Annotated in this window: 27 protein-coding genes; 19 read left to right on the plus strand and 8 right to left on the minus strand. The window is 66.5% G+C overall.

Going from position 1 to position 25143, the window contains the following annotated elements; genetic code table 11:
• Positions 1 to 313 precede the first annotated feature (313 nt).
• From fxlM to BXA11_RS37610, 3 genes are read left to right on the plus strand one after another with little or no spacing between them, the layout of a single operon-like run.
• The gene (fxlM, locus tag BXA11_RS37605) at positions 314 to 1885 is read left to right on the plus strand and encodes a methyltransferase, FxLD system (protein WP_239105299.1); all 1572 of its coding nucleotides are present in this window, start codon (positions 314 to 316) and stop codon (positions 1883 to 1885) included.
• Positions 1849 to 2145: a class I SAM-dependent methyltransferase gene (locus BXA11_RS45135; protein ID WP_239105294.1), complete on the plus strand. Its 297-nt coding sequence runs from the start codon at positions 1849 to 1851 to the stop codon at positions 2143 to 2145. Before fxlM ends, BXA11_RS45135 begins: the two co-directional genes overlap by 37 nt.
• Positions 2146 to 2149: 4 nt before the next feature.
• Complete coding sequence (locus BXA11_RS37610) at positions 2150 to 3247, plus strand: hypothetical protein (protein ID WP_076442417.1); 1098 nt, start codon at positions 2150 to 2152, stop codon at positions 3245 to 3247.
• Positions 3248 to 3299: 52 nt separating this feature from the next.
• Here BXA11_RS37610 and BXA11_RS37615 read toward each other — a convergent pair whose 3' ends face one another.
• The 4 genes from BXA11_RS37615 to BXA11_RS37635 form a co-directional block, all read right to left on the minus strand.
• The gene (locus BXA11_RS37615; RefSeq protein ID WP_308441094.1) at positions 3300 to 3836 is read right to left on the minus strand and encodes an NUDIX hydrolase; all 537 of its coding nucleotides are present in this window, start codon (positions 3834 to 3836) and stop codon (positions 3300 to 3302) included.
• 204 nt (positions 3837 to 4040) lie between these two features.
• Positions 4041 to 4574 carry an AAA family ATPase gene (locus tag BXA11_RS37620; RefSeq protein WP_076442419.1) on the minus strand — a complete coding sequence of 178 codons (534 nt, stop codon included), beginning with the start codon at positions 4572 to 4574 and terminating at the stop codon, positions 4041 to 4043.
• A gap of 771 nt (positions 4575 to 5345) precedes the next feature.
• Positions 5346 to 5570: a DUF397 domain-containing protein gene (locus tag BXA11_RS37630; RefSeq protein ID WP_076442420.1), complete on the minus strand. Its 225-nt coding sequence runs from the start codon at positions 5568 to 5570 to the stop codon at positions 5346 to 5348.
• Positions 5571 to 5750: 180 nt separating this feature from the next.
• Positions 5751 to 6620 (minus strand): helix-turn-helix domain-containing protein, encoded by an 870-nt coding sequence (locus BXA11_RS37635; RefSeq protein ID WP_076442423.1) that lies wholly within the window; start codon positions 6618 to 6620, stop codon positions 5751 to 5753.
• A 435-nt stretch (positions 6621 to 7055) separates the two neighbouring features.
• On the opposite strand from BXA11_RS37635, the gene BXA11_RS42785 reads away from it, so the two are divergent.
• Positions 7056 to 7406, plus strand: coding sequence for a hypothetical protein (locus BXA11_RS42785; RefSeq protein WP_143734753.1), 351 nt, complete (start codon positions 7056 to 7058; stop codon positions 7404 to 7406).
• A 3-nt stretch (positions 7407 to 7409) separates the two neighbouring features.
• On the opposite strand, the gene BXA11_RS42790 is transcribed toward BXA11_RS42785, so the two are convergent.
• On the minus strand, positions 7410 to 7718 hold the full coding sequence (locus tag BXA11_RS42790) for a type II toxin-antitoxin system Phd/YefM family antitoxin (RefSeq protein ID WP_143734754.1): 309 nt from the start codon (positions 7716 to 7718) through the stop codon (positions 7410 to 7412).
• A 92-nt stretch (positions 7719 to 7810) separates the two neighbouring features.
• On the opposite strand from BXA11_RS42790, the gene BXA11_RS42795 reads away from it, so the two are divergent.
• The gene (locus tag BXA11_RS42795; protein WP_143734755.1) at positions 7811 to 8725 is read left to right on the plus strand and encodes a hypothetical protein; all 915 of its coding nucleotides are present in this window, start codon (positions 7811 to 7813) and stop codon (positions 8723 to 8725) included.
• Positions 8726 to 9651: 926 nt separating this feature from the next.
• On the opposite strand, the gene BXA11_RS37650 is transcribed toward BXA11_RS42795, so the two are convergent.
• Entirely contained in the window at positions 9652 to 11025 is a 1374-nt protein-coding gene (locus BXA11_RS37650) for an IS1380 family transposase (protein WP_275409783.1), read from the minus strand.
• 718 nt (positions 11026 to 11743) lie between these two features.
• Between BXA11_RS37650 and BXA11_RS37655 the strand changes: the two genes are divergently transcribed.
• From BXA11_RS37655 to BXA11_RS37715, 13 genes are all read left to right on the plus strand, one after another.
• Complete coding sequence (locus tag BXA11_RS37655) at positions 11744 to 12091, plus strand: hypothetical protein (RefSeq protein ID WP_143734756.1); 348 nt, start codon at positions 11744 to 11746, stop codon at positions 12089 to 12091.
• A complete protein-coding gene (locus tag BXA11_RS42800) occupies positions 12064 to 12561 on the plus strand; it encodes a hypothetical protein (protein WP_143734757.1) in 498 nt (165 codons plus the stop codon). The genes BXA11_RS37655 and BXA11_RS42800 overlap by 28 nt, the downstream gene beginning before the upstream one ends.
• 4 nt (positions 12562 to 12565) lie before the next feature.
• Positions 12566 to 13216 carry an SAF domain-containing protein gene (locus BXA11_RS37665; protein ID WP_083744861.1) on the plus strand — a complete coding sequence of 217 codons (651 nt, stop codon included), beginning with the start codon at positions 12566 to 12568 and terminating at the stop codon, positions 13214 to 13216.
• A 6-nt stretch (positions 13217 to 13222) separates the two neighbouring features.
• On the plus strand, positions 13223 to 13966 hold the full coding sequence (locus tag BXA11_RS37670; RefSeq protein ID WP_076442435.1) for a CpaE/TadZ family protein: 744 nt from the start codon (positions 13223 to 13225) through the stop codon (positions 13964 to 13966).
• A complete protein-coding gene (locus tag BXA11_RS37675) occupies positions 13963 to 15276 on the plus strand; it encodes a TadA family conjugal transfer-associated ATPase (RefSeq protein ID WP_076442437.1) in 1314 nt (437 codons plus the stop codon). The genes BXA11_RS37670 and BXA11_RS37675 overlap by 4 nt, the downstream gene beginning before the upstream one ends.
• Positions 15273 to 16106 carry a type II secretion system F family protein gene (locus BXA11_RS37680; RefSeq protein WP_076442439.1) on the plus strand — a complete coding sequence of 278 codons (834 nt, stop codon included), beginning with the start codon at positions 15273 to 15275 and terminating at the stop codon, positions 16104 to 16106. Before BXA11_RS37675 ends, BXA11_RS37680 begins: the two co-directional genes overlap by 4 nt.
• Positions 16103 to 16972 carry a type II secretion system F family protein gene (locus tag BXA11_RS37685; protein WP_143734758.1) on the plus strand — a complete coding sequence of 290 codons (870 nt, stop codon included), beginning with the start codon at positions 16103 to 16105 and terminating at the stop codon, positions 16970 to 16972. Before BXA11_RS37680 ends, BXA11_RS37685 begins: the two co-directional genes overlap by 4 nt.
• 21 nt (positions 16973 to 16993) lie before the next feature.
• Positions 16994 to 17206, plus strand: a complete 213-nt coding sequence (locus tag BXA11_RS42805; protein WP_076442443.1) for a hypothetical protein — start codon at positions 16994 to 16996, stop codon at positions 17204 to 17206.
• The gene (locus tag BXA11_RS37695) at positions 17203 to 17577 is read left to right on the plus strand and encodes a TadE/TadG family type IV pilus assembly protein (RefSeq protein WP_076442446.1); all 375 of its coding nucleotides are present in this window, start codon (positions 17203 to 17205) and stop codon (positions 17575 to 17577) included. The genes BXA11_RS42805 and BXA11_RS37695 overlap by 4 nt, the downstream gene beginning before the upstream one ends.
• A complete protein-coding gene (locus BXA11_RS37700; protein WP_076442448.1) occupies positions 17574 to 18005 on the plus strand; it encodes a TadE/TadG family type IV pilus assembly protein in 432 nt (143 codons plus the stop codon). Before BXA11_RS37695 ends, BXA11_RS37700 begins: the two co-directional genes overlap by 4 nt.
• Entirely contained in the window at positions 18002 to 18421 is a 420-nt protein-coding gene (locus tag BXA11_RS37705) for a pilus assembly protein TadG-related protein (RefSeq protein WP_076442451.1), read from the plus strand. The genes BXA11_RS37700 and BXA11_RS37705 overlap by 4 nt, the downstream gene beginning before the upstream one ends.
• Entirely contained in the window at positions 18418 to 21147 is a 2730-nt protein-coding gene (locus BXA11_RS37710) for a LysM peptidoglycan-binding domain-containing protein (protein ID WP_076442454.1), read from the plus strand. Before BXA11_RS37705 ends, BXA11_RS37710 begins: the two co-directional genes overlap by 4 nt.
• 329 nt (positions 21148 to 21476) lie before the next feature.
• On the plus strand, positions 21477 to 22439 hold the full coding sequence (locus BXA11_RS37715) for a DUF4365 domain-containing protein (protein WP_076442456.1): 963 nt from the start codon (positions 21477 to 21479) through the stop codon (positions 22437 to 22439).
• A gap of 35 nt (positions 22440 to 22474) precedes the next feature.
• Here the strand turns inward: BXA11_RS37715 and BXA11_RS37720 are convergent, their stop codons facing one another.
• Positions 22475 to 23362 (minus strand): aminoglycoside phosphotransferase family protein, encoded by an 888-nt coding sequence (locus BXA11_RS37720; RefSeq protein ID WP_083744864.1) that lies wholly within the window; start codon positions 23360 to 23362, stop codon positions 22475 to 22477.
• Positions 23363 to 23431: 69 nt separating this feature from the next.
• A complete protein-coding gene (locus tag BXA11_RS37725) occupies positions 23432 to 24583 on the minus strand; it encodes an NsdA family TPR-like regulatory protein (protein ID WP_076442462.1) in 1152 nt (383 codons plus the stop codon).
• A gap of 125 nt (positions 24584 to 24708) precedes the next feature.
• On the opposite strand from BXA11_RS37725, the gene BXA11_RS37730 reads away from it, so the two are divergent.
• On the plus strand, positions 24709 to 25143 hold a 435-nt coding region (locus tag BXA11_RS37730; RefSeq protein ID WP_143734761.1), incomplete at its 3' end, for a helix-turn-helix domain-containing protein.

Here is a 25143-nt window from a genome sequence, read left to right on the forward strand (position 1 = left end):
CAGATGGAAGGCCGTGAACAGCTCGCGCTGGAGCTCTTCGGGCAGCTCAGCGATCTTCGTCTGCAGCATGGGGATCATGTGGAGCAGGCCGGCTTGGTGGTCGCGCGCGGGCGGACTCCCCTCGGCATCGGCAAGCTCCTCCGCCTTGATCCGGCGCTCGCCTTCCAGCTCCGTGAAGCGGGCCCGCAGACGTTGGCAGAACGCGTCGTCCGCGTCGGTGTCCTCGATCTGAGCGATCAGCCTGTCCAGAGGGCTGCGGCTGCGCACCGAGCGCTCGGCTGCGGACCTGCTGGACCGGCTCGTCGCCGACCAACTGGCCGGTGGCTGGGTCGGCGGTGTCTACGAGCCGGAGACCGAGGCGTTCGGCGGCCCCGAAGGCATGGATGTCGCCCATGAGGTGTTCTGCGCGGACAGCCGCGCAGCTCTGGCCGAGACGGGCAGGGCGGGTGCCCGGGAACGCTGCATCCTGCTGATCTCGGCCATGAACCGGGCGGCTGGCTTGGACCCTTTCGAGATCGGCGACGTCTGGGCGAAGCTCAGCTACCTGCGGCCATCCGTCACCCCGCCCGCCGTCGCCTCGCGTGACCGGACAGTAGCGGCTATGCGGCGCCTGATGAACGCCGACGCCGCTCGGCGGCCGGACGCCGAGCCCGGCTGGGCCGAGCGCGTCGCCGCGTTCGAGGAGGCCGGACACCGGCTGAGGCGGCTGGCCGCGGATGGGCGGCTGACGCGGGGTCTGCGCGCGATACTCGCCCATCACGCGATCTTCGCCTTCAACCGCGCCGGAGTGTCCGCCGACGAGCAGGCCGCAACCGCATGGCTGGGCCGACACGTCGCCTTCGCCGACGAGGAGGCAGCTGACGTGTCTTCCCGCACGTCCACCTCACCGGACTCTAACCTCACCCGAATGGAGACCACCGTGACGCTTGTAACCGACCCCGCCGAGCTGCGCGAAGCGCTTGTGACCCGCCTCATCGACAGCGGCCACCTGCGCACCCCCGACGTCATCGCCGCCTTCCGGAACACCGAACGGCACCTGTTCCTACCCGGCGTCGACCTTCAGGCCGCGTACGTCGACGACGCCGTGCCCATCAAGCACGACGAGACGGGCGAGATGATCTCCTGCATCTCCGCACCCTCGATCATCGCCACCCAGCTGGAGCAGCTGGGCGCCAAGCCTGGCCACAAGATCCTGGAAGCCGGGGCCGCCACCGGCTACAACGCACACCTGCTCGGCCAGCTTGTGGCCCCCGGCGGTCACGTATGGACCGTGGACGTCGACCAGGACCTCGTGGACGGCGCCCAGAAGAACCTCGCGCAGGCCGGGGCTCCGAACGTGGCCGTCGTGCTGGGCGACGGCGCCGCCGGCCTGCCCGAACACGCCCCCTTCGACCGCATCCAGTTCACCGTCGGCGCCGGCGACGTCCCCCTGAGGATCCTCGGCCAGCTCGCCCCGGACGGACGCCTAGTCATCCCGATGCGGATTCGCGGCAGCATCTCGCGATCCTTTGCTTTCGAACGCGACGGTCGGACCTGGAAGGCCGTCTCGTGTGAGATGGCGACGTTCGTGCCCCTACGCAAAGGCGTCTGCGACGACATCTACACGCTTGTGCATATGGCCGGTGAGGGAAACGTACGCCTGGAGACCTTCAGCGAGCAGGACGTGGACCGCGAGGCGATGCGCACCGTCCTGGACCAGCCGCAGGCCAAGGTCTACTCCGGTGTGAAATTCCGCCAGGGGGACCCCTGGCAGTGGCTGTATCTGTACTTGGCGGCGTGCTGCCCAACGGCCTGTCCCGCATGCCCGGGTCTCGTGCTGGCTTCACCCCGCACTTCGGCTGGGGCTCCATGGCCGCGCTCGACGGCGACACCCTGGCCTACCTGACCGTGCGCGAAGGCGAGGACGAGCAGGGCAGGTTCTGGGAGATCGGCGTCATCGGCCACGGCCCGCGCGCCGCCGAGCTCGCCAACCAGGTCGCCACCGAGATCGGCGAATGGGACCGCGACTGGGGCAACAACGCCCCGGAACCCGGCTTCCGCATGGCCGTAGATGATGTCCGCGACCAATTGACGGCCGCTGAACCGCGCTTCGTAATCGACAAGACCTACAGCCGTCTCGTCGTCGACTGGCCGCGCAGGAGCTGAGCCGATGATCCCCGCGATAGCCAGCCGGATCCCGCTGGTCCGCCGGCCCAAGGCGGCCGGGTTACCCCTGGCCGAACGCATCAGCCACCTCACCGAGCTGACCGTCGAGCCTGCCAATGCGAGCCATCGTGATGCGATGGCCCGCGCCAGCGGAGTCCTCAACTACGCCGCGCTGATCGCCTCCGACGTCGGGATGCCGGACCTGGCCGCGCAGCTGTGCTGGAGGCAGCACCAGGTCTTCGCCAAAGCGGGCAACCTCACCGGGGACATTGCCGTGATGGCACTCATGCCGCTGGTGAACATCGCCCGGCTGCTGATCCGTGAAGGTGACGGCGAAGGCGCCTACGACCTGCTCATGCGGCTGTACCGCGCTGCTCAGCGGCGTGGCACAGCCGAGATCCGTAACCACGACGTGGATCTGTCGGTGTTGATCGACACGGAGGCGGACCACCGGAAGGTGTGCGAGGAGCTGTGGGTCACCGTGCTCATCGACGGCGCCAGGGCCCTGGCGCGGATCGGCCGCTGGACCGAGGCCGCCGACGCGATGGCCGCGCACCGCGGCGTCGGCAATCGCCTCCTCGACGGCCGTCAAATCATGATCATGTCACTGATGGAACGCGGCCTCGACGAGCAGGCTCGCGCCACAATCGAATCCGCGGTCCCTGCAGAACCGTGGGAGAACGCCATCGCGGCCCTCCTGCGCATCTGCTGCCGCCCAGCGACGTCACCAGCGCCGCAGCCAGAGCGGGAGCATGCCCTGCAGGAGGCACTCGCGCTGATCGCCCCGCCCGACGCAGCGACCGCGGCGTTCCAGGCCCGAGTCGGACTGACCGCACTCGACCTGGCCCACGAGCGGACCAGCCCCTGCCCCGCCCTTCTGCGGGACGCCGTCGTGGACGTGGCCATCCTCGACACCTACGCCGCTCGCGACGTCCTGAACCACCACCCGGTCTGCTCCCGCCTGGCCAGTGAGCAAAGACAGAAACTCCACGACGTACTGACCGCGTCAGGGCTCGGTGTCGGGAAGCTCTCACCTGGCCACATGCAGGCTCTCACCGCAGCTGTGGACACGGCCGAGGTGACACTCCGCGGGCTTCTGTGACCCGCTCGCGCCGGAAATGCAAAGGCGGAGCGGCCTCCAGCCGCCGCTCTGGTCAGCGGCCCGTACCCTCTCGGGTACGGGCCAGATGCCTGGCGTACTCGCGGATCCGTGGTCTGTCCTCGGGAAAGGCGCCCTCCCAGTCGTGGTGCAACGGGACCCAGGCGGCCGGCTGGTGACTCTCACCGCTCAGCGGGAGCGACCCGTTGAGCACTGCGGCATACGCAAGGCCGAGCGTGGGCGCCCAATCAGAACGATAGGACCGCACGAAAACCGCCGCGGGGACGTCCGACAGGTCGCCGACGATGCCGGTTTCCTCATGCAGCTCACGGCGGGCGGCGTCCCGTGGGATTTCTCCCTGCTCGACCTTCCCGCCGGGCACCACCCAGCCTCTCCAGCGGTGCTTGACGAGCAGAACACGCTCAAGGGCCTCGTCGAACGCCCAGACCTCAGCCGCGATCGGCTCGATAGCGCTGCGGCTGCCCAGCACCTCTTCCAGCCGGGCCCGCGCGTCATCGAACTCCGCCTCAGCGCGGTACGTGTCAGTCAGAGCCGCGCGCAGTGTGTGCTGGTCAGGGTTAGCCAGAATCACCGGCATAGGCTACTGACCGAAGAGCACCTCACGGGAGGAACACAAGGAACGCGGGGACCGGACCGTCGACGAAGGAAGCGCCTACAGGCGTCCGATGACGACGTACTCGTCCGCGCTGTCCTCGATACGTTCAACCACGACCATCTCACTGACCGCGATCGTGGGGATCATCGCGGATCGAGGCGGCCGTCATGGTGCGGCGTGTCACTGGTTGGTCTGTGCTGGAGTCAGGCGAGCTTGGCGCAGCACCTGCCGCACCGACGCTTCCAGCGGACTGTCCTCGCCGATGACCGTCTCGCACCCGTCCGGGAGCAGGTCGCGCTCGCGGTACCACTCCCGCATCTGGTCTGGGGTGAACTCCGACCGCTGGGCGCGGCTGTCATGCCGCCGGAGCGTCTCGGGAAAGGACACGTCCAGGTAGAAGAAGGCGCTGGTCCCGGCGTGGTCACGGCATAGGGACTGCAGCATCGCCCCGTACCGGATGGCGGTGAGGATGCCTTCGAGCAGGACGTGATACCCGTGATCGAGGGAGTACCGGACGATCGTGTCGATGAGGCCGATGCTCACACCGTCATGTACGTCCCGCTCCCGCAGCAGTTCCCGCCGTACGACGTCCTGGCCGACCAGCGCCAGGCCACGGCCATAGGCGGCCCGCACCGCACGGGCGACGCTGGTCTTCCCAGAGCCGGAGTTCCCGCGGAGAACGATCAAACGGGTGTCGAGAGAGCCGGTACGCACCGGCTCAGGGTATGAACAGTCCGTGGGCGACACGCCGTCTTTCCCTGCCGGCCGGTGACGTCCCGCCCAGTGGTGTACGAGCTGCTTCCACGTGAGGTTTGGAAATACCCGGCGCCAGGCCGTGCGCGGCTCATAGTGTCGGAGCCGTCATGAGCGACTCCGCGTCATACCTGGCCTACGTCGCCTCCGTACCCCGCCTTCGTGCCGCGGCAGGCGCATTGCTCCGAGACAACGAGGGGCGGGTGCTTGTCGTGCACCCGGTCTACAAGGACGACTGGGCTGCCTTATCCTGCCGCGATCTCCTCGTCCAACCGAACCCCTGTCTGCCTGGCCCGGTATGCCCACGGCGCAGCCGATGACGACGTTTACCCTAATGCAACGGGCGCTACTGGTGCTGGTCCATCTGCACAACGGGTTACTTACGCCCGCCTGGTCGGCGGTTTCTCCCACAGCATGACCAGCGCCTGGCGCTATCTCCACGATTCAACTTGCCCGCCGCCCGGCTCCAACCACTACCCTCCCCCAACCAAGTTGAACCTGTGTTGAGAGCGTCAGCACTGGGTGTGCCTAACCGCCGTCCCGGCCGCGTGCTCGCTTCCACTCGGCTTCCATAGCATGAGCCGAGAGTCGCTTATCGCAGCGCAACGTCGCGAAGGCCACGCTCAGACGGGAAACAGGAGGGGTCTCAGGCTGTAATAGCGCTGCAGGGCTACCTAAATCACCAACCGTATCCCGCTACAGGCTGTTGGAAGGACGCACCGGATAGTAGTCTCACCCACTATTGGTCTTAGGCCAGTCGAACTCTCCTAAACGGACGCCGGCGATGAAGGCGACCCAGTCCGGGCGGCTGAACCTGAGAACGGGCCCGTTTTCATCGTTAGAGTCGCGCACATACACCAAATTGGGTCCGAAAGCAACTTCCACACACTCGCCGCCAACGCTTGCGGAACTCTTTCTCCAGATCAGCTCAGCAGGGTCGCTTGAACCTGAGGCCATGAAGCTATCCTCCCTGTGTCCGTGAGAAGAATAGCTTGGGAGGCCAAGCCGGTACAGACCGAGCCCGTGACGCTCGGCGAGGTGGGGCGAGCCCGCACATCGCTATCAGCATGCACAGATGCCACTCTTGAGACCCACGAGGCATACGTGTCGCGAGGGACCGTAGCTGCTAAGTGACTCTCACCCCATTTGGGACGCGACATCTATGATGAGATCGAGTGACTCCCCTGGCGCCAATGCCTCCTCCGTTAGGGCTTCGAAGTCGGCCCGAGCGTCGGCTATGCGAGGATCATCCCCCGTCAGGGTTATTTCTGCTGCACTACTCTCCATATGCAGCAGTTCACCAAGCTCATCTTGAAAATCGAGCAACGTGAAAGCGCCGCGAAGCATTCCAGCATGCGCTCCGACGTTAAATGGAATGACTCGGACTTCGACATTATCGCGTTCACGGACAATGTCTACAATATGTCGCAGCTGACTCGGCATGATAGCGGGATCTTTGCTTATCCCAACATGTCGGCGTATAACGGCCTCATCGAGTATGAATTTTTGCTGCGGCGGCGACTGGCGTTTATTTAGCCAATCTTGGCGCCTGAGGCGAAGCCGAACCCGCTGTCCCAGACGGACTACGTCCGGATCCGTAGTGATCGTCTCGGCGTACTCTTTGGTTTGCAGTAGGCCGGGGATAGCTAGAGGCTGGAATTGCCGTATACGAGAAGCTCCTGCCTCAAATCCGATGTACGTAAGATAGGCTTCTGTAACATCGTTCTTGAATTCATCCCACCATGCCCTAGATCGAGCCCCTTGATTTAGTTCTATCAGCCTATCCAACTCCTGGCCTCCCGCTGCGCCGTACAGGCGAACAAGGGCCTCGAGATCCACCTTTGAGATTCCGGTTCGGCCTCCCTCGATACGGATCAGCTTGGACGTATGCCAATCCAGCCTTTTGGCTACCTCCTCTTGGGTCATCTTGCTTGTTTTACGAAGCCGAATCAGCTCTGCGCGCAACAGAGCCCCATTGATCACGGGGCCTCGTTGATCGATCGACATCCCTCTCTCGCTCTCAGTGATCGGCAACGGTCTTGACTGTGACCTTGCATGCTGCAACCTGGCACATCTAACACTACCGCATGTAGAGCGATCTCCCCACCTCTCCGTACGGAGAGCATGGCACTTGACCTGCTTCTATCCTCTCCTTGCCACGTTGCATCCTGATTCGTTGCTTTCTGCTAGGATCTGAGATGCAAGGTAGCAGATCTGCTGCAGAGCAGGGGAGGGGTCAAGCCACTGTGCCGGTTCTCGAAAGTCCGCGCGGTCTTCTTCGGAAGCCGACTCCTGATGCCAGCAACGCGTCAGCGAGTCATGGGGATCGGGGCTCGAAGCAGGCCTGGCTTCTCCTCCGCAAGTCGGGGACGTTCTAGCTGTGCGAGCGCCTACCGCTGATGTCCTGCATCAGAAGATCCGGTGGCGGTCGGGGAGGAAAGCGTGAGCAGGGCAACCTGGAGTGACATGGCGTATGTCGATCTCGAAGAAATCGGCAATACAGCCATCCAAAGGCGGCTCCTCGCCCTGGCGGAAGATGAACTGATCTTTCCTCCGCGTGAGCGCAATGCAGATGAAGGATGGGTCAAGGGTCACGAGGGTGCGAAGGCATGGCGCCGCGCGATATCACAGAAAAGGTTTTGCGGCGATTTCCTCGACGATGACGAATTGGCGAACTACTACATAGTCTACCAGCGTACGACAGATAAAGAGTATCGGCAGTCGGGAGTGCATGCAACGATCATGGTGATTCGCGTCTTGCATGTCTCGCTTTTCGAAGGAATCAGGGGATAATAATCAAGGCCACTCGATTCCAAGACGTCGCGCAAGCTCTCCTGTAGAAATTCCCAGGGTCTGGCGAGCGGGATCCCGCGCCAGGACTTCCTCCGCTCCTTGCTGGTCCAGCAGCCGGGCAATAATTTCGCCCTCTAGATTCCTGTGCAGAAGAGGATAAATTATAGCGGCGAATCTACCGTGACGTGTAATCACTGCAGGCAGGCCGGAATCGTTAATCTCTTGAATCACCTCGGCCGTTCTTTGATTAAGATCGCGCATTTTGTAAATGCGCACACCTTCTCGACCTGCTTGTGACTTCTCATCGCTCATAGGCCAGCTCCCGCAAGTCTGCGTACTACCTTTGTACTACATGAAGCCCTCAGTATGCGACCGGTGTGCCAGGAAGGACAAATGATCAGGTGATGAGCATCTCCACCGTTGAGGCCGCGTCACCAGTCGCGAACGATGTGTCCCACGCGTCCGATCTGCGCGCCGCAGCGCGCTGGCTCGTCGGCGCTAGTGCTTCGATCGTCGCTGTATTGGTGGCCGGACTGCAGCTTCGAAGCCTGAAGGGTCTACTCGATGTCGGCCCGTGGGCCGTCGTTCTCGCTCTGCTTGCGATCCTGGCCGCCCTGCTGAGCGTGGTCTGGACGCTGTACGGTGCGGCGGCGGTTCTGGCGGCGCCCCGTCGTAGCATAGGGGAGTTATCAGATCTTGACCGTGCCGATCACGGCAACTATCCGGACCCGCGATTGGAGTCCCCCTCCAGTCCTCTCATGAAATATCTGGTAGTAGAGCGTCGCACGGATCTACTGGGTGCCGGCCGTGACGCCATTTCCCAACTCATACAGGATCACACCAAGGCTTATAACGCCATTATATCCCACGGACCGAACACGCAGGTGCAGATAGGAGCTTATACCTATAAGCTCGATGACTTGGCCGACCGGGCATCCTTGGCCGATGTCGCGGCCGATCTCGACAGGCGCATAAAGTCGGTTATCGATGCTGCTTCTGCGTTCGAGTCCTGGCGGCGATACACTAAATTAGCAAGCGGCTTGAAGAAGGCGGGCATAGTTTTTGTCACAAGTCTCCTGCTTCTCGTCGGACTAACCGCATTACCGCCTCATCTCGTGGATGTTAAGGCCCCGATCCCAGTGCAGGTTGCCATCCCGAAGTCATGGTCCGGTGGCTGTGGTGGGCGAATGCTGGACGGTGTCGCAGTGGGAGGAACCCTGAACGCTCCCATAGTGGTCCTGCCAGCTCAGGGGGGTTGTGCCGCACAGAAAATTGAGAATACCGAAGACTTGATCGTAATTCCTCGCCCTGTCAAATAGAGGAGTTTGCTAATGCGGCCCGCGCAGATGCCGCCAAAGACAATTACGGTGTTTGGCGACTGCACCCTCAGCTCTATATCTTCGATGACTTGGCGGGGGGAGGTTCACCTGATCCATTCGTTCCCTTCGCGGACCTGGACACGTTCTTGCCGCCGGGCCGGGCAGGGAGGATGAACGCGGCGATCCCGGCGGCAGACGCATACCAGACCGCTCACCTGGAGGACAGCCTCATCCGCCTGCTCCTGTAGCCCAGATACATGAGCGGGCGTTTAGCTTGGCGTCGCTGTCACCGCCAGCGAGCGCCACGGTCAGCGGCCGGGCAGGGCACCGTGTCCAAGGACTGGCAGGCAGGGTGAACGGGCGCGGCGCGCAGCCCGACGTGGGGGAACTCCAGCATCGGCCAGACTGTGGGCACCCGCTTGAGGTTCGGCTGCGGGCGTCGTTGCCCAGTGGGCGCGGTAGGTAGCCGCTGCGGGCAGCGATGGCCGGACTGTTGGCGAGCAGGTAGCCGCCCTCATGAGCGGTTTATATCTTGTCGCTCTCAAGGCTGCAGTTCGAGACGTTCGCGGAACTCCTGATCCCATTTAGGGCGCTATACAGAACAAGCGCCCATTAGGCGCAGAATTACTTGGATTTCGACGATTTGGGACTCAACTCTTGCACCACAAGAGGACAACCGCCATAAGGGTTGAGCCGTCTTGATAAATCGCCGGTAATGATTGAATGACCAGACCGTTAGGCGCCACGGTTGGGCCACTACTCTAACCTCGATCTTTCGCGCCCGTCCGGTGGCTGGCTGAGCTATTCGGCTGGAGTGTGATTTTGGAGTTGTGGTCAGGCTGATGGCCCGGCTGTCGCGCCGGGGATGCGGGGTTCCACGGGCCCGCGGAGTGTCCTTCCTGGTAGTCGGGATGATTTGGCGCTGGTCAGGTCGGTGCTGGCAGGGCCTGGAGCCGGGTGACGGCGGTGACCAGCTGGCCGGCCCAGGGCCAGTATGCGGCGATGCGCAGGCGCAGGCGGCGTCCCCCGCGGACGAGGCGAGCGGCGACGGCGAACAGGCGCAGCCGCAGCCGTTTGGGCTCATACCGGCGAGCGGGCCCGTCCAGGGCGAGCATCTGCATCCAGGCGATGAGCTCGCAGGCCAGGGCGACGACCTCGCACCAGATCTCGTTCTGAGCGAAGTCGTGCAGCGGCAGGTTGCGCAGCCCGGTGTCCTTGGCGGCGCGGATGCGGTCCTCGCAGCGGGCGCGGCGGCGGTGGCGTAGCTCCAGGTCGGCGAGCTGGCCCCGCTTGGTGTTGGTGACGAAGCAGGTGAAGCGGTGCCCGTCGATGTCGGTGAAGCGCAACTGCGCGCCCGGGTGCGGGCGCTCCCTGCGGACGATCAGGCGCATTCCCTTCGGCCAGCCGTCCAGCTTTACCAGGCCGGTCAGTTCGGCGACCCACGCACCGGGCCGTACCTGGCCCTCGGCGTCGTAGGCGGGTGTCCACGCCTGCTGGGGCAGGGCCAGGATCGCGGCCTGGACCTCCTCGGTGAGGGCGAACCCGATGGAATACGACAGCCGCCGCCCGGGGCGGGTCAGCCAGGACAGGAACTCGCGGGTGCCGCCGCCGGAGTCGGTGCGGATCAGCACCTGACGGCGGCGCTGCTTGGGAAGCTGAGCCGCGGCCAGGCGGGTCGCGGTGATGTGGTCGGCGGCGGTGTTGGACCCGGCGTTGCCGGGCCGTAGCACGATCGCCAGCGGTTCCCCGCCCCCTGCGGGGCCGTGGTCGGCGAAGACCGTCATCGGATGGAACCCGAAGGTCTTCTTCCAGGTCGGCGCGGCCTGGTCCTTGTCGGAGTGGGCGATGACGATGGTCGCGTCGATATCGATGGGGATCAGTTCATTGTCGGCGCCGGGGGCGTGGGTGCCGGCCAGCATCCATGCCCGCTCGCGGGCGATGGCACGGGCGGCGCGGATCGCCTTCAACGCGCGGGCGGGATCGGCGGCCAGGCGGTCGATCAGCCGGGACACGGTCGGATCGGAGGCGATCGGGCCGAACACCTCGCTTTGAGCGCGGAGCATCGCGATGTCGGCCAGGCAGTCCCCACCCAGCGCCATGGTGAGGGCCAGATCGGCGATGACCTTGCCGGGATCGTGCACGGCCCGGGACGCACGCCACCGCTCCAACTCCGCCGACAGCGCCGCATCCAGACCCGTGACCCGCAACGTCTCCTTCAGTAACAGCCCACCGGCCTGCGAGAGGAGTCCCGAGCCGTCAGCGGACACCATGATCTTGCGCCGGGACACGATAGTCTTCACTCGGAAAGTGCCTTCTGAACTGGTGCGGACAGGACCTTAGACAAGCCCAATCCTCCCAGCTCAAAGGCACTTTTCTCATGTAAACGATCAAGCCCGCTCAGATTCGCCGCGAAAGCCCGAGGCTAATCTGGCGACTGCTTGTAGTGGACCAATTTCTACGGTGAAGGTGCTGGCCGGTGAGGGTTGTTTCGCGGTGCCCAAAACGCGCCTTGCCCTTGGTGGCGATGTTCGTCGTCGCGGCAAGCACTGTGGCTGCCTGCCAGTCCAGTGGCACCGCTCGAGAACCAACCCGTACCATCACGCCGCCCTCGCCCAGGCGGACGGCCACCACGAGCGAGGATGTCGTTCTTGCCGCATACCGCGACCTCTATCCCGCTGGCCAACGCGCCGAGCGGGCTTACCCAGCAGAGCGCAAGGCGATCCTTGAACAGGTAGCCACCCGGCCTCTCCTGAGCCGGATGCTGCGAGGAATCGCCGCGCTCCGCGCCACTCACCGGGTGACCTGGGGACAGCCCGAACATCACCCGTTCGACGTACGGATCAAGGGCGACCACGCCACCCTCCACGACTGCCAAGACGCCCGAAAAGGCGGTCAGGCAGACGATCGGACAGGAAAGCGCCTCACGTACGGAACGAGTCGCATTCATCTTGTCGCCACCCTTGCGAAGGGGACGGATGGCGCCTGGCGAGTGTCGAAGGTAGAGCAGGTGAAAGAGCCTTGTTCGCCTACGGAATGACTTATGTCCTTGTCGCCGGACTTGTCATTGCCCCGCTCGGAGACGGGGACGGAGATGGCATCGGCGTGTCGAGCGACTACACGGGCTACATCATTTCGGCCAAGCGCCTGCCCCGTCCCGGGTCAGCGACTCCGGCGGGCAAGGGATCGAAGGTCAGATGTTCTTACCAACCGTGGTTCGCCGACGGGCGAGAGAACGGTGGTCTGGAGTTCGTCGATCCCGGCAGCAACCTGAGCAGCGAGCCGACCGGCAAGGGCGCCTACTACCTGGTCGAGTGCTCCGATGGTTACCGAGACGTCGTTTGGATCAAAAACGACGTGATGCGGTAACCCCCGAGCAGCTCGCTCGTCGAGCGTACAAACTGATCCCGATCGCGCCGCCGACAGTGCTCACTGCTCCGCCACGCGGACAGAACGGGCTGGTCGGGCTTCCGCAGTGGTTCTTCCTAACCGACGGGCAGTGGACGCCCAAGTCCAAGCGGCTGCACATCGGCGCTGTTTGGGCCGCGGCCACTGCCACTCCCGAGCGGATGACCATCAGTACCGGCGACGGCCAGACGCTCACCTGCAACGGGCCCGGAGCCGCGTACGACACCACTCAGCCTGCCGACCAGCAGAGCTCCACCTGTTCGCACACGTACCAGCATCCGGCAAGCGCCTATCGGGTGACCGTGTCAGTGACCTGGAGCGGCACCTGGCGCGGCTCGGGTGGCACAGGCGGCACGCTGCCGCCCATCACGAAGTCGGTCACCTTCCCGATCCGCGTCATCGAAGCCCAGGCGCTCGTCACGAAGGGATAGCCCTATGCTCCAGCGCTCCACGCCGAGCAGGGTAGCGAGCCGGGCCACACACGTGCGCCCGCTACCGAGCAGGCGCAGCCCGGTGATGCTCGTGGTGAGCATCGCGCTGACCGCTCTCGGCGCGCTGATCGCCTGGCAGGTGTACGGCATCGCCGGGCACCGGACGCCGGTCCTCGTCATGGCACGCAACGTTCCCCTCGGCCAGCAGTTGCAAGCACAGGACCTTCGGACGGTCGCGCTCGGCCTGGATTCGGGAGTACGGGCCGTGGAGGCCACCGACAAGAGTGCGGTCATCGGTAAACGCGCCGCCGTGGACCTGAAGGCCGGCAGCCTGCTGGCACCCGCGCACCTGACCGGGACGCTCGTTCCGGCACCGGGACAGGTCGTCGTGTCGGTGGCGCTCAAGCCCAGCCAACTACCGGCCAGGGGAATCCAGCCCGGTGATCGCGTCGTGGCCGCCGCCGTGGCGCCCGCCATCTCGAACGGGCAGGGCGCCCCTGCCGATCACCAGGCTCGGGTCGACCGCGTCGGCGAGCCCGACGCTGACGGGCTCATCGTGGTCGACCTCGTCGTCCCGGCCGGCGAGGGCAGTGCGCTGGCGCGTCAGGCCGCGGACGGGAAGATCGCGCTCATCCTCCAGTCGCGGGCGAGGTGAACATAGATGCTGACCGTCTTGTGCTCGGGCGGCCATAGTCCGGGCGTCACGACGACCGGACTCGCTCTCACGCTGGCCTGGCCGCGTGAGGTTCTGTTCGCCGAGTGCGATCCTGCCGGTGGCAGCGTCCTGTCCGGATACCTCGCCGGCCAGCCGCAGGAACGCGGCCTGGGCGAGTGGGCGGTCCAACTCCGCCGCGGCGCAGACCCCGCCACCACTCTTCACGAGCAGATCCTGCATCTGGCTGGTGCCGAGTCCCGCCGGATCCTGCCAGGTCTCGCCGACCCTGCTCAGCTGGCCTCGGTCCGGCAACTCTGGGTGGACATCACCAAGACCTTTACCGCGACGCCCGGGGATGTGATCGCCGACGTCGGACGCGTCGGCGGCTCGGACACGCCTACCCCGCTGCTCGTCGACGCGGACCAGGTCCTCGTGGTCGCACGTCCCACGCTCGTGGACCTGTCCGCGCTGGCTCCCCGCCTCACTGAGATTCGAGCCCTGCGCGGTCGTCGGTCCGCTGCGCGGGCTCTGCTCGTCGGGGCCGGGCAGTACGGCCGCAAGGAGGTGGCGAAGACGCTCGGCGTGGAGGTGGTCGACCACCTTCCCCACGATCCTCGGGCCGCGGCGGTGCTGTCGCATGGCGTCGGCAACGAGCGGTACCTCCCCCGTTCTCCACTGATTCGGGCCGCTCGTTCGCTGGCCGATCACCTCTGCGAGGAACCGGCACGTACTGAGGTGACAGTCTCGTGAGCTTCGACGTCCAGCAGGCGGTGCGCGAGGTCCTGCCCACGGTCACGCAAGCGCTTGATGCCGCAGCGGTCACCGGGGACGAGGCCGTACGCGAGTACGCGAGAGCGGTCATCACCGACCTGGTCCGCGAGCACGTGGACAGCAGGGCGCTGGCCGGCAGGGATGCGCCGACGCTGCAGGAGGAGCGCCGGCTCGCGGAAGCGGTCTACAACGAGATCTTCGCGCTGGGGCGTCTGCAGCCGTTCGTCGACGACCCCGAGGTGGAGAACATCGACGTCAACGGCTGTGACCAGGTGTGGATCACCTACCGGGACGGCCGCAAGGCGCTCGGACCACCGATCGCCGACAGTGATGAGGAACTGGTGGGCAACGTCCGTCGGTGGGCCGCCTACCAGGGACAGACCGCCCGGGATTTCTCGATCGCCCGGCCGCGTCTTCATCTGTCCGTTGGGCACCGGACCCGCATCGCCGCGCTGATGGGAGTCACGCCACGACCGTGCCTGTCCATCCGCAGACACGGCCTGCTCGAGGCCGATCTGGACGACCTGATGGTGAACGGAACCGTGGACAAGGGGCTTCGCGCGTTCCTCGCCGCCGCCGTACGCGCCCACAAGGACATCGTGATCACGGGTGGGATGGGCGACGGCAAGACCACCTTCGCCCGGGCACTGGCCGCCGAAATCGACCCGGACGAGCGGATCGCCACTGTGGAGAAGGAGTACGAGCTCTTCCTGCACCTACAGACCGACCGGCACCGAGACGTGCTCGCGATGGAAGCCCGTGAGGGCAACACCGAAGGCTTGGGCGCGATCACGATGCGCCAGCTCATCGAGGACGCGCTTCGGTTCAACGCGCGCCGGATCATCGTCGGCGAGGTCCGCGGCGACGAGCTGGTGCCGATGCTGGAGGCGATGAACACCGGCGGCTCCGGCTCCATCTGCACCATGCACGCCGACTCGGCCGACCAGGTGTTCGCCCGAATGCTGATCCTCGCCGGATCGGGTGCCCTTTCCATCGCGCCGGACACCCTGTTCCGCACGATCGGCATGGCCGTGGACTTCGTCGTCCACCTGCGACACGAACTCCGCCACGACATCGACGGCGTGATCAATCGCCGCTACGTCGCCGAGGTGAACGAGGTGCTCCCGCCGGGAGACGGACTCGAACCGGCGGTCAACCACGTCTACGTCCCGGGGCCGGACGGCCGTGCCGTTCCGAACACCATCCCGCAGTGCATGGAGGAACTGGTGGCGGCGGGGTTCGACCCGGACCTGTTCGCGCCTCGTGGCTGGGATCGAGGGTACGCATGACCGGCTGGCTCGCTGCACTGGCCGGCGCAACGCTCGTCGCGGGACCTCTGCTCGCCATCACGGGAATGCGCCGAGCCCCGGTACGGCCTCCGCACCCGGCACTGCGGCTGCCGCGGATACCGGCGATTCCCACGGCCGTGGCTGCGGGAGTTCTCGTGCTGACATGGTGGCTGACGGGGTGGCCGGTCGCCGCCCTCGGGGCTGCCGCGGGTGCTGTGACGCTGCCGCGGATGCTCAGCGCCCGCGGCAGCGGGCGGCGGATCGAGCGCCTGGAGGCACTTCAGACGTGGACCCGCCATCTGGCCGACGTGCTGGGTGGCAGCGCGGGCATCGAGGAGGCGTTGCAGTCCAGCGCGGACAACCCGCCGCCGGCGATCGCAGCCGAAGTGCGGGCGCTGGCGCGGCGGCTCGCCTATCGCACTCCGACCGAGCAGGCCTTGCGAGCGTTCGCCGATGACCTGAACGACCCGACCGGGGATGTGATCGCCGCAGCGCTGATCCTCGCCTGCCGCGCCCGTGGCAAGGGACTGCGGGAGGTCCTCCAGGGCCTTGCCCGTACGGTGGCCAAGGACGTGGCCGCACGGCGGGAAATCGACGCCGAGCGGGCCACCCATCGCACGACCGCCCGATGGGTCATCGGCGCACTGCTCGGATACACGGCCTTTGCGCTGGTCAACCGGGCCTATGTCGCCCCGTTCGGAACGGTCGGCGGCCAGCTCGTTCTCGGCATCGTGATCGCGCTGTACGCGGGTGCCTTCATGTGGCTGCACCGCCTGACCAGAGCGCCGAAGGGACATCGCTTCCTCAACCCCGCAGGTGATCCATCGTGATAGCGCTGGTGCTGACCTGCGGGGCATTGATCGGCCTCGGCGGAGCCCTCGCCATCCTGGCGGTCTTCCCCGCTCCGCCCGCGCTCGCACCGGCGATGGAACGGCTCAGGCCGGGTGGGAGCCGCAGCGAGCCGGATGGGGACTGGCGGTCGCGCATGGCGCGGAAACTGTCCGGAACAGTAATCGGCGCGCGCATCCCGCAGGCGGAGCTGGCGGTGCTCGGCAAGACGGCCGATGACTACCTCACTCAGAAGGGCGCGATGATCGGGCTCGGGGCAGCTGGTCCGGTCGTCTTCTGGGCGTGGTGCGCACTGCTCGGCGTCGCCCTTCCCTGGCCGGTCTCATGGGGAGCATGCCTGGCCTTCGCCGTCGCCGCGTTCTTCGCCCCCGACGCCTCGATACGCGGCCAGGCCGCCGAGGGGCGGGCGGCATTCCGGCTGGCCATCGTGGCGTACCTGGATCTGGTGGCGCTCGCTCGCGCGGCAGGATCGGGGCCGGCTGAGGCGCTGGAGTCGGCCGCCAAGGTCGGCGGAGGGTGGACCTTCCAGCGGTTGTCCCTCGCGCTGGACCCCGCACGGCGAGCCACCGCGAGCGCATGGGATGAGCTCACCCGGCTGTCCGAGGAGATCCACGTTCCCGAGCTCGCCGACCTGGCTGCCATCGCCCGGCTCGCCGGAACTCACGGCGCCGGCATCCTCGACACCCTCATGGCCAAGGCCCAGTCCCTGCGCGAGGTCGAACTGTCGGCCGAGGTGTCCAAGGCCAAATCCCGTACCGAGACCATCACCGTCCCGATGGCCCTCTCGGTCCTCGGGTTCCTGCTGCTGCTCGGCTATCCCGCCTTCGCGCGGATGACCGGCGGCTGACCCTTTCGGAGGTACCCACCGATGATCTACAGAGCCATGCTCGCGCTGGCCGTACAGCTGGAGCGGATGTCGCTGGTTGTCAATCGGTACGCGCAGCGGCGCGGCGCGAACCCTGAACGCGGTGGTTCGACGGTCGAATGGGTGATCATCGCAGCCGTGGTGTTCCTGCTGGCCATCGCCGTAGGCGCGAAAATCACGTCCGTCGTCAACGAGCAGCTCGCCAAGATCAAATGAGCGGGCGTGAGCGAGGATCAGCGACGCTGGAGGCCGCGCTGGTCTATCCCGCGCTCCTCCTGCTAGTCCTGCTCACAATCAACGCCGCGTTGTGGTTCCATGCCCGGAACCTCGCGTTGGCGGCGGCTCAGGAAGGACTGCGAGCCGGGCGGGCGTACGGCTCCAGCCTTTCCGCCGGCCAGGCGACAGCCGAACGCTTCATACGGCAGGTCGGCGGCTCGTTCCTCACCTCCGCGAAGGTCAGCGTCGAGCGCACCGCGGACAGCCTCAGCGTGGCGGTCAGCGGCCAGGCGATCAGCCTGATTCCGCTGTTGCCCCTCCATGTCGAGCAGGTCGCCCGGGCCCCGGTGGAGAAGTGGACATCCGAATGACGGACCTGCGTGAGCGCGGCTCGATGGCCTTGGAGACGGCGATCATCGCGCCCGCTCTGGTTGCTGCGCTGCTGATGGTGGTCGGGCTGGGCCGTGTCACGCTCGCCCATGGCGCCATCGACGCCGCGGCGCGGGACGCGGCCCGCCAGGCTTCCATGGCCCGCGATCCAGCCGCGGCACGATCGGCCGCTCTGTCCAGTGCGCGGGCGGCGCTCGACCGTGAAGGACTGGCGTGCTCGCCATCGGTAACGGTCGACACGACAGGGTTCTCCACTCCGCTGGGGAGGCCTGCTGTCGTGCTCGCTCGTGTCACTTGTGACGTTGACCTGGCCGACCTCGCCGTGCCTGGAGTTTTCGGATCCAAGCGCCTGACCAGCAGCTTCAGCAGCCCGATCGACCCGCACCGCGCAAGGAGCGGACAGCCGTGACCCGGACCGAGGAGCGAGGCTCCGTCACCGCGTTCACCGCGGTGCTCGGCCTGGCGCTGCTGATCTGCGCCGGACTCGTCGTGGACGGCGGAGCCAAGATCCAGGCATACCGCGAGGCGTACGCCGTGGCCGAGGAGGCCGCCCGCGCCGGAGCCGGGCAGGTGGACATCGACCACGCCTACGCCGGCGGCCGATTCGAGATCGACACCTCCAAGGCGTTGGCCGCCGCCCGGGCCTACCTGTCCTCCAGCGGGCACTCGGGCAACGCCTCCCTATCCGGCAACCGCACGGTCCAGGTGACCGTCACGGTGTCCCGGCCCACCATGCTGATCTCCCTGATCGGGATCGGCAGCGTGACCGCCACAGCCAGCGCCTCAGCGCGCATGTTCCAGGGCATCGAGCAAGGACGATCATGACGATGTACGGGCTGCGTCACCCCATCCTCGCCAAGGCGGCGGCGGTCGCGGTGCTTACTGGGCTGCTCGCGGGAATCCCCGCCATCCTGCTGACCTTCTTCTGGCCGGTGGACCTGCCCACTCTCGACGACCTTGCCACACCCGCCGAACCCGTTGTGATCAAGACGCTCCTGCTCGCGACCGTATGGACGTGCTGGGCCCTGTTCGCCGGGGCTGTGATCGTCGAGTTGGTGGCAACGGCCCGCGCCAGGCGCGGGAGGGTGCACATGCCGTTCCAGCGGCTGGCGGCCTACCTGATCACCACGATCACCATGGCGACCACAGCTCCGGTTGCCGCATCCCGCGGAACCATTCCGGCGGCAGCGGTGGTAGTCGCACCGGCGGCCTTGCCCTCGCACCAACTGACGGCGGCCGAGCCGAAGACCTCGGAGCCGGCCAAGCCGTACGCGACCTATGTGGTCCAGCCGAGAGACACGCTCTGGACGATCGCCGACAAGCAGCTCGGAGACCCGATGCGCTACCGGGAGATCGTCACGCTGAACCAGGGACGCACCATGGACGACGGGCAGACCTTCACCCGAGGAGACTGGCTGAGACCCGGATGGACCCTACGTCTGCCCGACGACGCCGCCAGGAAGGAACCTCGCTCACCCCAACGCACCCATACCGTCAGGCCGGGCGAAAGCCTGTGGGAGATCGCCGAACAGCACCTCGGAGACGGCAAGCGATACAAAGAGATCTTCAGGCTGAACAGAGATAGGCCGCAGCCGGACGGCGCCCGACTGACCGATCCTGACGTGCTGGTATCCGGATGGCACCTCGTCCTACCCGAACGCGAACAGAACGCCAGTAAGGCCGATCCGACCCACGACCGAGCCCTTTCGCCTCTTCCCACGACTACAACGGCAACGCGGCAACCCGCTCACCACGAAGACGCCTCACCTCTTCCCACGGCGGAGTTCTCGCCGCAGGCGAGGAGATCGGCCGTCTGTTCCAGCGTGGTCGTGCTGCCCGAAGGCGGCATGATGGCCATCTCCTTCGCCGCGGGCGTGGCCGTCGCGCTCGCCTCCGCCCGGCTCCGCCATCGGCGACGCCTACGGGTTCCGGCCGTCGACGAGCCGCTCAGCGTGCCCGCCCCCGAACCGCAGGCGCCCGCCGTACGAGCGCTGGAGCAGTCACACCGCCGCAGCTTCGCCGAATCGGAAGATGGTCCGCCGGAGGATTTCGAATTGGTCACCTCCGCGTTCTCCATCGACCCGCCGCTCATGCTCAAAGCCGGGATCCGCGGCGAGGCACCCGTCTCCCTGGAACTCTCCGGGCTCAATCTGGCGCTGACTGGTCCGGGAGCCGAAGACTGCGTACGAGCGATCGTGCTCGACCTCCTCACCCAGGCCGACCAGCACCGCACCGAGATCGTCATCCCCTCCCAGGACGCCGTACGGTGGTTCGGCGAGACCATCACCACGCTGACCGGCCACCTGCCGGGCCTCCGGCTGGTCGCCCCCCTGGACGAAGCCATCGACCACCTGGAGGAACAGTTCGTCGCCCGCCGTCGCATCCTCCGCGACCACGACACCGACGACATCCCCCAGCTCCGCGAGGCTGAGCCCGGCGAGCCGTTGCCCGCGCTGCTGCTGACCGCCTGCGCTGCCGATGGCCACGCGTACCTGGACACCCTCATGAGCTTGGGGTCCACCTTCGGCGTCGGGTCCGTCCTGATAGGGCGATCGTCGTCCGGAACCACCTGCGAGATCGACCAGGACCACCGAGTAGCCGAGGCGACCGGCACGCTGGCGAAGGAACTCCGCGACGTCACGCTGTTCCACATGCCGGCCAATGCGGCGGCGACAGTGCTCGACACACTCGCCGCCGGGAACGGTATGCCTGCCGAGCCAACCGAGAAGCCGACAGAACTCGAGGTCCCGCCACCCAGCACCGCACCCCAGCCGGTCCGGTTCGCCATCCTCGGCGCACCGGTCATCGAGGTAAGCGGCACGCCGGTGGACATCTCCGGCCGCGCCAAAGCGCTGGAGCTGTTCGTCCTCCTGGCCGTCTACCCCAAGGGCCTGGATCGCGAGGAGATCTGCGAGCATCTCTGGCCGGATCTGGAGGAAACGCTGGCCGGGTACCGCTTCCACGCCGCACTTAAGGACCTGCGCGCCGCGCTGCGCGGTGCCTCCGGCCTGGGCGAGAAGGAAGCCAGTTTCATCGAACGAAGCGGCAAGACGTACCGCATCGAGGCGCAGCGCGTCGACGTGGACCTGTGGGCCTTCCACCGCGCGCTCGCGGACGCGCGTATCGCCGGGGACGACGAGGCCAAGACAGCCGCGCTGGAAGTGGTTGCAAGGTTGTGCCAGGGACGCCTGTGCCAGGGCCTCAAGTACGACTGGCTCGATCAGGACCACCGCTGGCCGCTGACCGTGGCCAGTGTGAAGGCCCTCCTTCAGCTCGGAGTGCTTCACGAACGCGCAGGGCGGAACGAGCGCGCGCTGGAGGTCTACGACCAGGCATGCAGTCTCGACCCGGACATGGAGAGCGCAGCCAGGTCCGTCATCCGGCTCCTGATCGAGCTCGGCCGCACTGACGAAGCCCGCATGCGCGCTCGCCATCTGAAGGCCCGCCTCGATGCCCTCGGGGTGCAGTGTTCCTCCGAAACCCAAGCCCTTCTGGACCGGATGAACTCGGCTTCAGAGCGGCCGATCAGGCTTCAGTCTCCACGGGCTTAATGGCGGCACTGCTGCAAGCGGAGAGGGCACCACCCTCTGGAGGGGGCTACGGGTCGAATCCGTACGGACGATAAAGGGCCAAGCGTCGACACGGGAGCAGGAACAACCACCGACCGACGTCGGTGGTTTTCGGTTTGGAGGGCCTGGCTGACGAGACGCGGGGCTGTCGCTTTCCTGCCCGGCACCCCAGGTGGCCAAGATCAGCGGACGAGACGACATGGGCGACCTGGCGCCGCCGGTTGGTTTGTCCACATGTCTGCCCGCCTGGTCAGCGAACGAGGTGAGCAGACTCCTCCGCGTTTCGCGTGAAGAAGCGAGAAGATGTCCCCGTGACGCGCCGCAAAGCCTCCGCGAAAGTAGCCGAAGAGGGTGTTACCCACACCCGGCAGGCCATACAAGACGAGCTGGACTGGGTGTTTCGCGACCAGCCGACCGAGGACTACGGCATCGACGCGCAGACCGAGGTCGTCGACGGCGAGTACGTGCGCGGACGGCTGCTGGCGCTGCAGATCAAGAGCGGCACGAGCTGGTTCGAGGAAACCGGGCCAGGCGGCTGGTGGTTCCGGCCCGACGAGCAGCATGTGCAGTACTGGACGAACCACTCCCTGCCGGTGGCCGTGGTGCTGTACCACCCGGAGACGAAACGCTGCCACTGGCAGCTGGTCAACCGGGAGACGCTGGTCAAGACGTCGACCGGCGGCTGGAAGCTCCTGGTACCTGAGAGCCAGGTGCTGGATGCGAGCGCCCGGGAGCCGCTGCGGAAAGCCGCCGAGGGCGATCCCTACGAGCTGCGCCTGCGCGAGCTGCGGCTTGCCAAGCCGTGGATGGAGCTGCTGGCCAGCGGCAAGCGGCTGGTGGTGGACATGGAGGAGTGGGTCAACAAGACCTCAGGGCGAGGTGACATTCGTCTAGGCGTAGATAACGAGGACGGCGAGAAGCCCGAGAAGCTGGCCAGTTGGGGCGTATTCCTTGGCCTCGCCAGCTACGCCGAGGCGGTGCCGAAGCTGTTCGCGTGGGCCGACGCCCAAGTGCACCCGGAGACGTACGACGGGACGGAGTATGACCAGTACAGAGCAGACTGCTGTATTTGGGACGATGAGTACGAGCCCTTCGCGGAAGTGCCGTTCGAGGAGTGGAAGCGGGGTCTGGATACAGACCGGATCCGGCCGTACCGCAATGGTGGCGGCGAGGTCGACTTCTACCGGCTTGAGCTGACGCTCAACGAGCTAGGCAAGGCATTCCTAGTGGTGGATAGGTTCGCGATGGAGGGTGAAAGGTTGCTGACCAGATAGCCGCCATCTTAGAGCTCGCTGTCGGTCGCGCTGGGTCAGAGGGCGTGCCACCTGCGCGTGCTGTCTTCTGTCATGAGGGAGGACAGCCGGTTGAGCAGCTCCGTGCGGGCGGCGGGGTTGTGTTCAGCGCCGCGGATGAAGGCGCTGAGGCTGCGAACCTCACGGATCTGTGCCAGCAGGTTCAGGTCGCCGTCCTTCACTGGTTCGATTCCGTAGGCCGTACAGAAGTCGTGCCATAGGGAGTGCGGGTAGCCGAAGCGGCGGGGGCGCAGGTAGATGGGCATGAAGTCATAGGCGGGCGGGCCGACGCCGACGGAGTCCCAGTCGATGAGCACCCAGCCGCCTTCGTGATGAGGGAGAAGGTTGTTGGTGTGGGCGTCGCCGTGCACGATTCCCCACGGCAGCGTGGCCGCGAGCCGCGCGAAGCCCTCCTCCAACTCCACGCAACGCTCGACCAGCCAGTCCCGCTCGCTCTCCGACAGGACGGTGGACGCCCTCGCCTCGGCTGCGGTGCTCCCCACCGGGCGAATAGAGGGAAGCGGTAGAGGAGGCAGCGGATGACGGTGCAGCACGCGCAGCAGGCCGGCGAGGTGTGTGACGTCGGCCGGCCGTCCGTCGAGGGGCGGCAGATACTCCCAGAAGGTCGCCAAGTGGGTGCCGACGACCACGGGCTGGATCACGTCGAGCGGCCTCAGTGTGGGAAAGCCCTGCTCGGCGAGCCAGGCGGCGGTCTGGACGGCGATGCGCATGCGTTCCAGCGCCGAGGCGTTGCGGACACGGGCGACGGCGTTCTCCCGGGGCAAGTGGTAGATCGCGTTGGCGTGAACGCGCAGCAGGCGAGCACCATCATAATCGAGCCCGGCCTGTCGACAGGCGTCTACCAGGGCTGTCCTGTAGGGGGCGTCGACCGGCTGCGTACTCATCGTGAGAGTTGGCGCTCCCCGTGTTGCCGGGCTCACCAGACGGCACTTTGTCGTCTGATCCCCGGAGCTCTACGCAACTCCGGCCAATTCATCATGCACGCGTTCATTGAACGCGACAACGCGAGGCTCCTTGGCCGGTAGCGATCGGCGGAAGCTCCGAAACCGGCTGCGGACCCGGGTGGAGGCGATGGTTCCGGCGGTGGGGAGAGCCTGTTCCGCGACGGCCAAGGCGGCGTCGAGGTCGCCGGTCTTGAGATGGGCTGCAGCCAGGTTGAGCTGGCAGAACAGCCTGTCGCGGGCGCGGTCGGTGCTCTTGCCCGTGAGTGCTGCGTCGAGGTGGGGCAGCGCGGCGGTGGTGTCGCCGATCACGACCAGCGAGTGTGCTACCTCCGCCGCGAGTTCGGGCGGGTCGAAGTAGCCGATCCAGGCAGGCTCACCGCCGGGATCGCCGGTGTCGAGTTCCCGTTCGGCGGCGAGGAGGGCCTGGCGGCAGGCCGTGGCAGCGTGGGTGTCGCCTTTCTCGTACAGCCGGGCGCACGCGCGAGCCTCTGCGGCGTAGGCGAGTGCGCGTACGGCCGGTGTGGTGGCGGACAGGGCGACGTCATCATGGGCGGCACGCGCGAGGTAGAGGGCCTCGTCGGCGTGGTCGCGGTTGAGCGCCTGCTGGCTGAGCCGCACCAGCACGAACGCGTCGAAGCCCCGCGAGTCGGTGCCGGAAGCCTTGGCCAGACGCAACGCCTGGATGTAGTAGCGCTGGGCCAGGCCCTGCCGTTCGAGGTCGTAGGCCATCCATCCGGCCAGTTGCAGCATCTCGGCCGCTACAGCGAACAGGCTACGGCCCACGGCATCGGTGTAGCTGCTGCGCAGCAGAGGGGCCACGTGATCGTGCAGGTAGGTTGTCACCGCGCTGCGTACCAGTCCGCCGCCTCGGGCGTGGTCGAGCCCAGAGAACCATGCGCACGTCTCTCGGATCTGGGCGACCTGGCGGTGCGTCACATCCCGGCTTTCCGTCTGCCTGCCGGTTACCGAGTCGACCAGGCCGTACCGCCAGCCGGTGATGGCCTCGGAAACAGCGGGAGGGGCGAAGTCCAACGCGGCCAAGGCCCGGGCGCGTGCATGGTCCACCTCGCACGCCAGCAGCTCGGCGACGCATTCGACGGTGATGGGCAGGGATCGCTCGTACCGCAGGGCGAGGTCGGAGACCGCCGGGGCGAAGGTCACCGGCCATGTCGATGTGAGGTCTCGGGACATGCTTAACCGGTCGTTATCAAGACACGCTTGACGGTCGCGCGGGATCCTGCTCGCTACACGAAGTGGCCGGGTCGGGTTCCGCGAGGGTGGCGAGCGTGGATCAGCAGGCGTTGGTGGAGTACCGGTATCGGGCGGTGCGTGAGGTGCGGGCGGGCTCGCCGATCGGAGAGGTCGCAGCTCGGTATGGGACCTCGCGGCAGTCGGTGCACACCTGGCGGCAGCGATTCCAGCAAGAAGGCCTGCCGGGGCTGGCCGATCGGTCGCGGCGGCCCCGCACCAGCCCGACCCGCCTGCCGGCTGAGATCGAGGCGTTGATCTGCGAGATGCGACGGCAGCACCCCCGGTGGGGCGCTCAGCGGATTGCCCATGAGCTCGGTGCGTGTGATCTGGAGCGGGTGCCAGGCCGGGCGACGGTGCACCGTGTGCTGGCCCGCAACGGGCTCGTCGTCACCCAGCAGCAGGAGCACAAGCGCACCTACCGGCGCTGGCAGCGCGAAGCGCCGATGCACCTGTGGCAGCTCGATCTGGTC

The organism is Microbispora rosea, assembly GCF_900156315.1.
GTDB classification, from domain to species: domain Bacteria; phylum Actinomycetota; class Actinomycetes; order Streptosporangiales; family Streptosporangiaceae; genus Microbispora; species Microbispora rosea.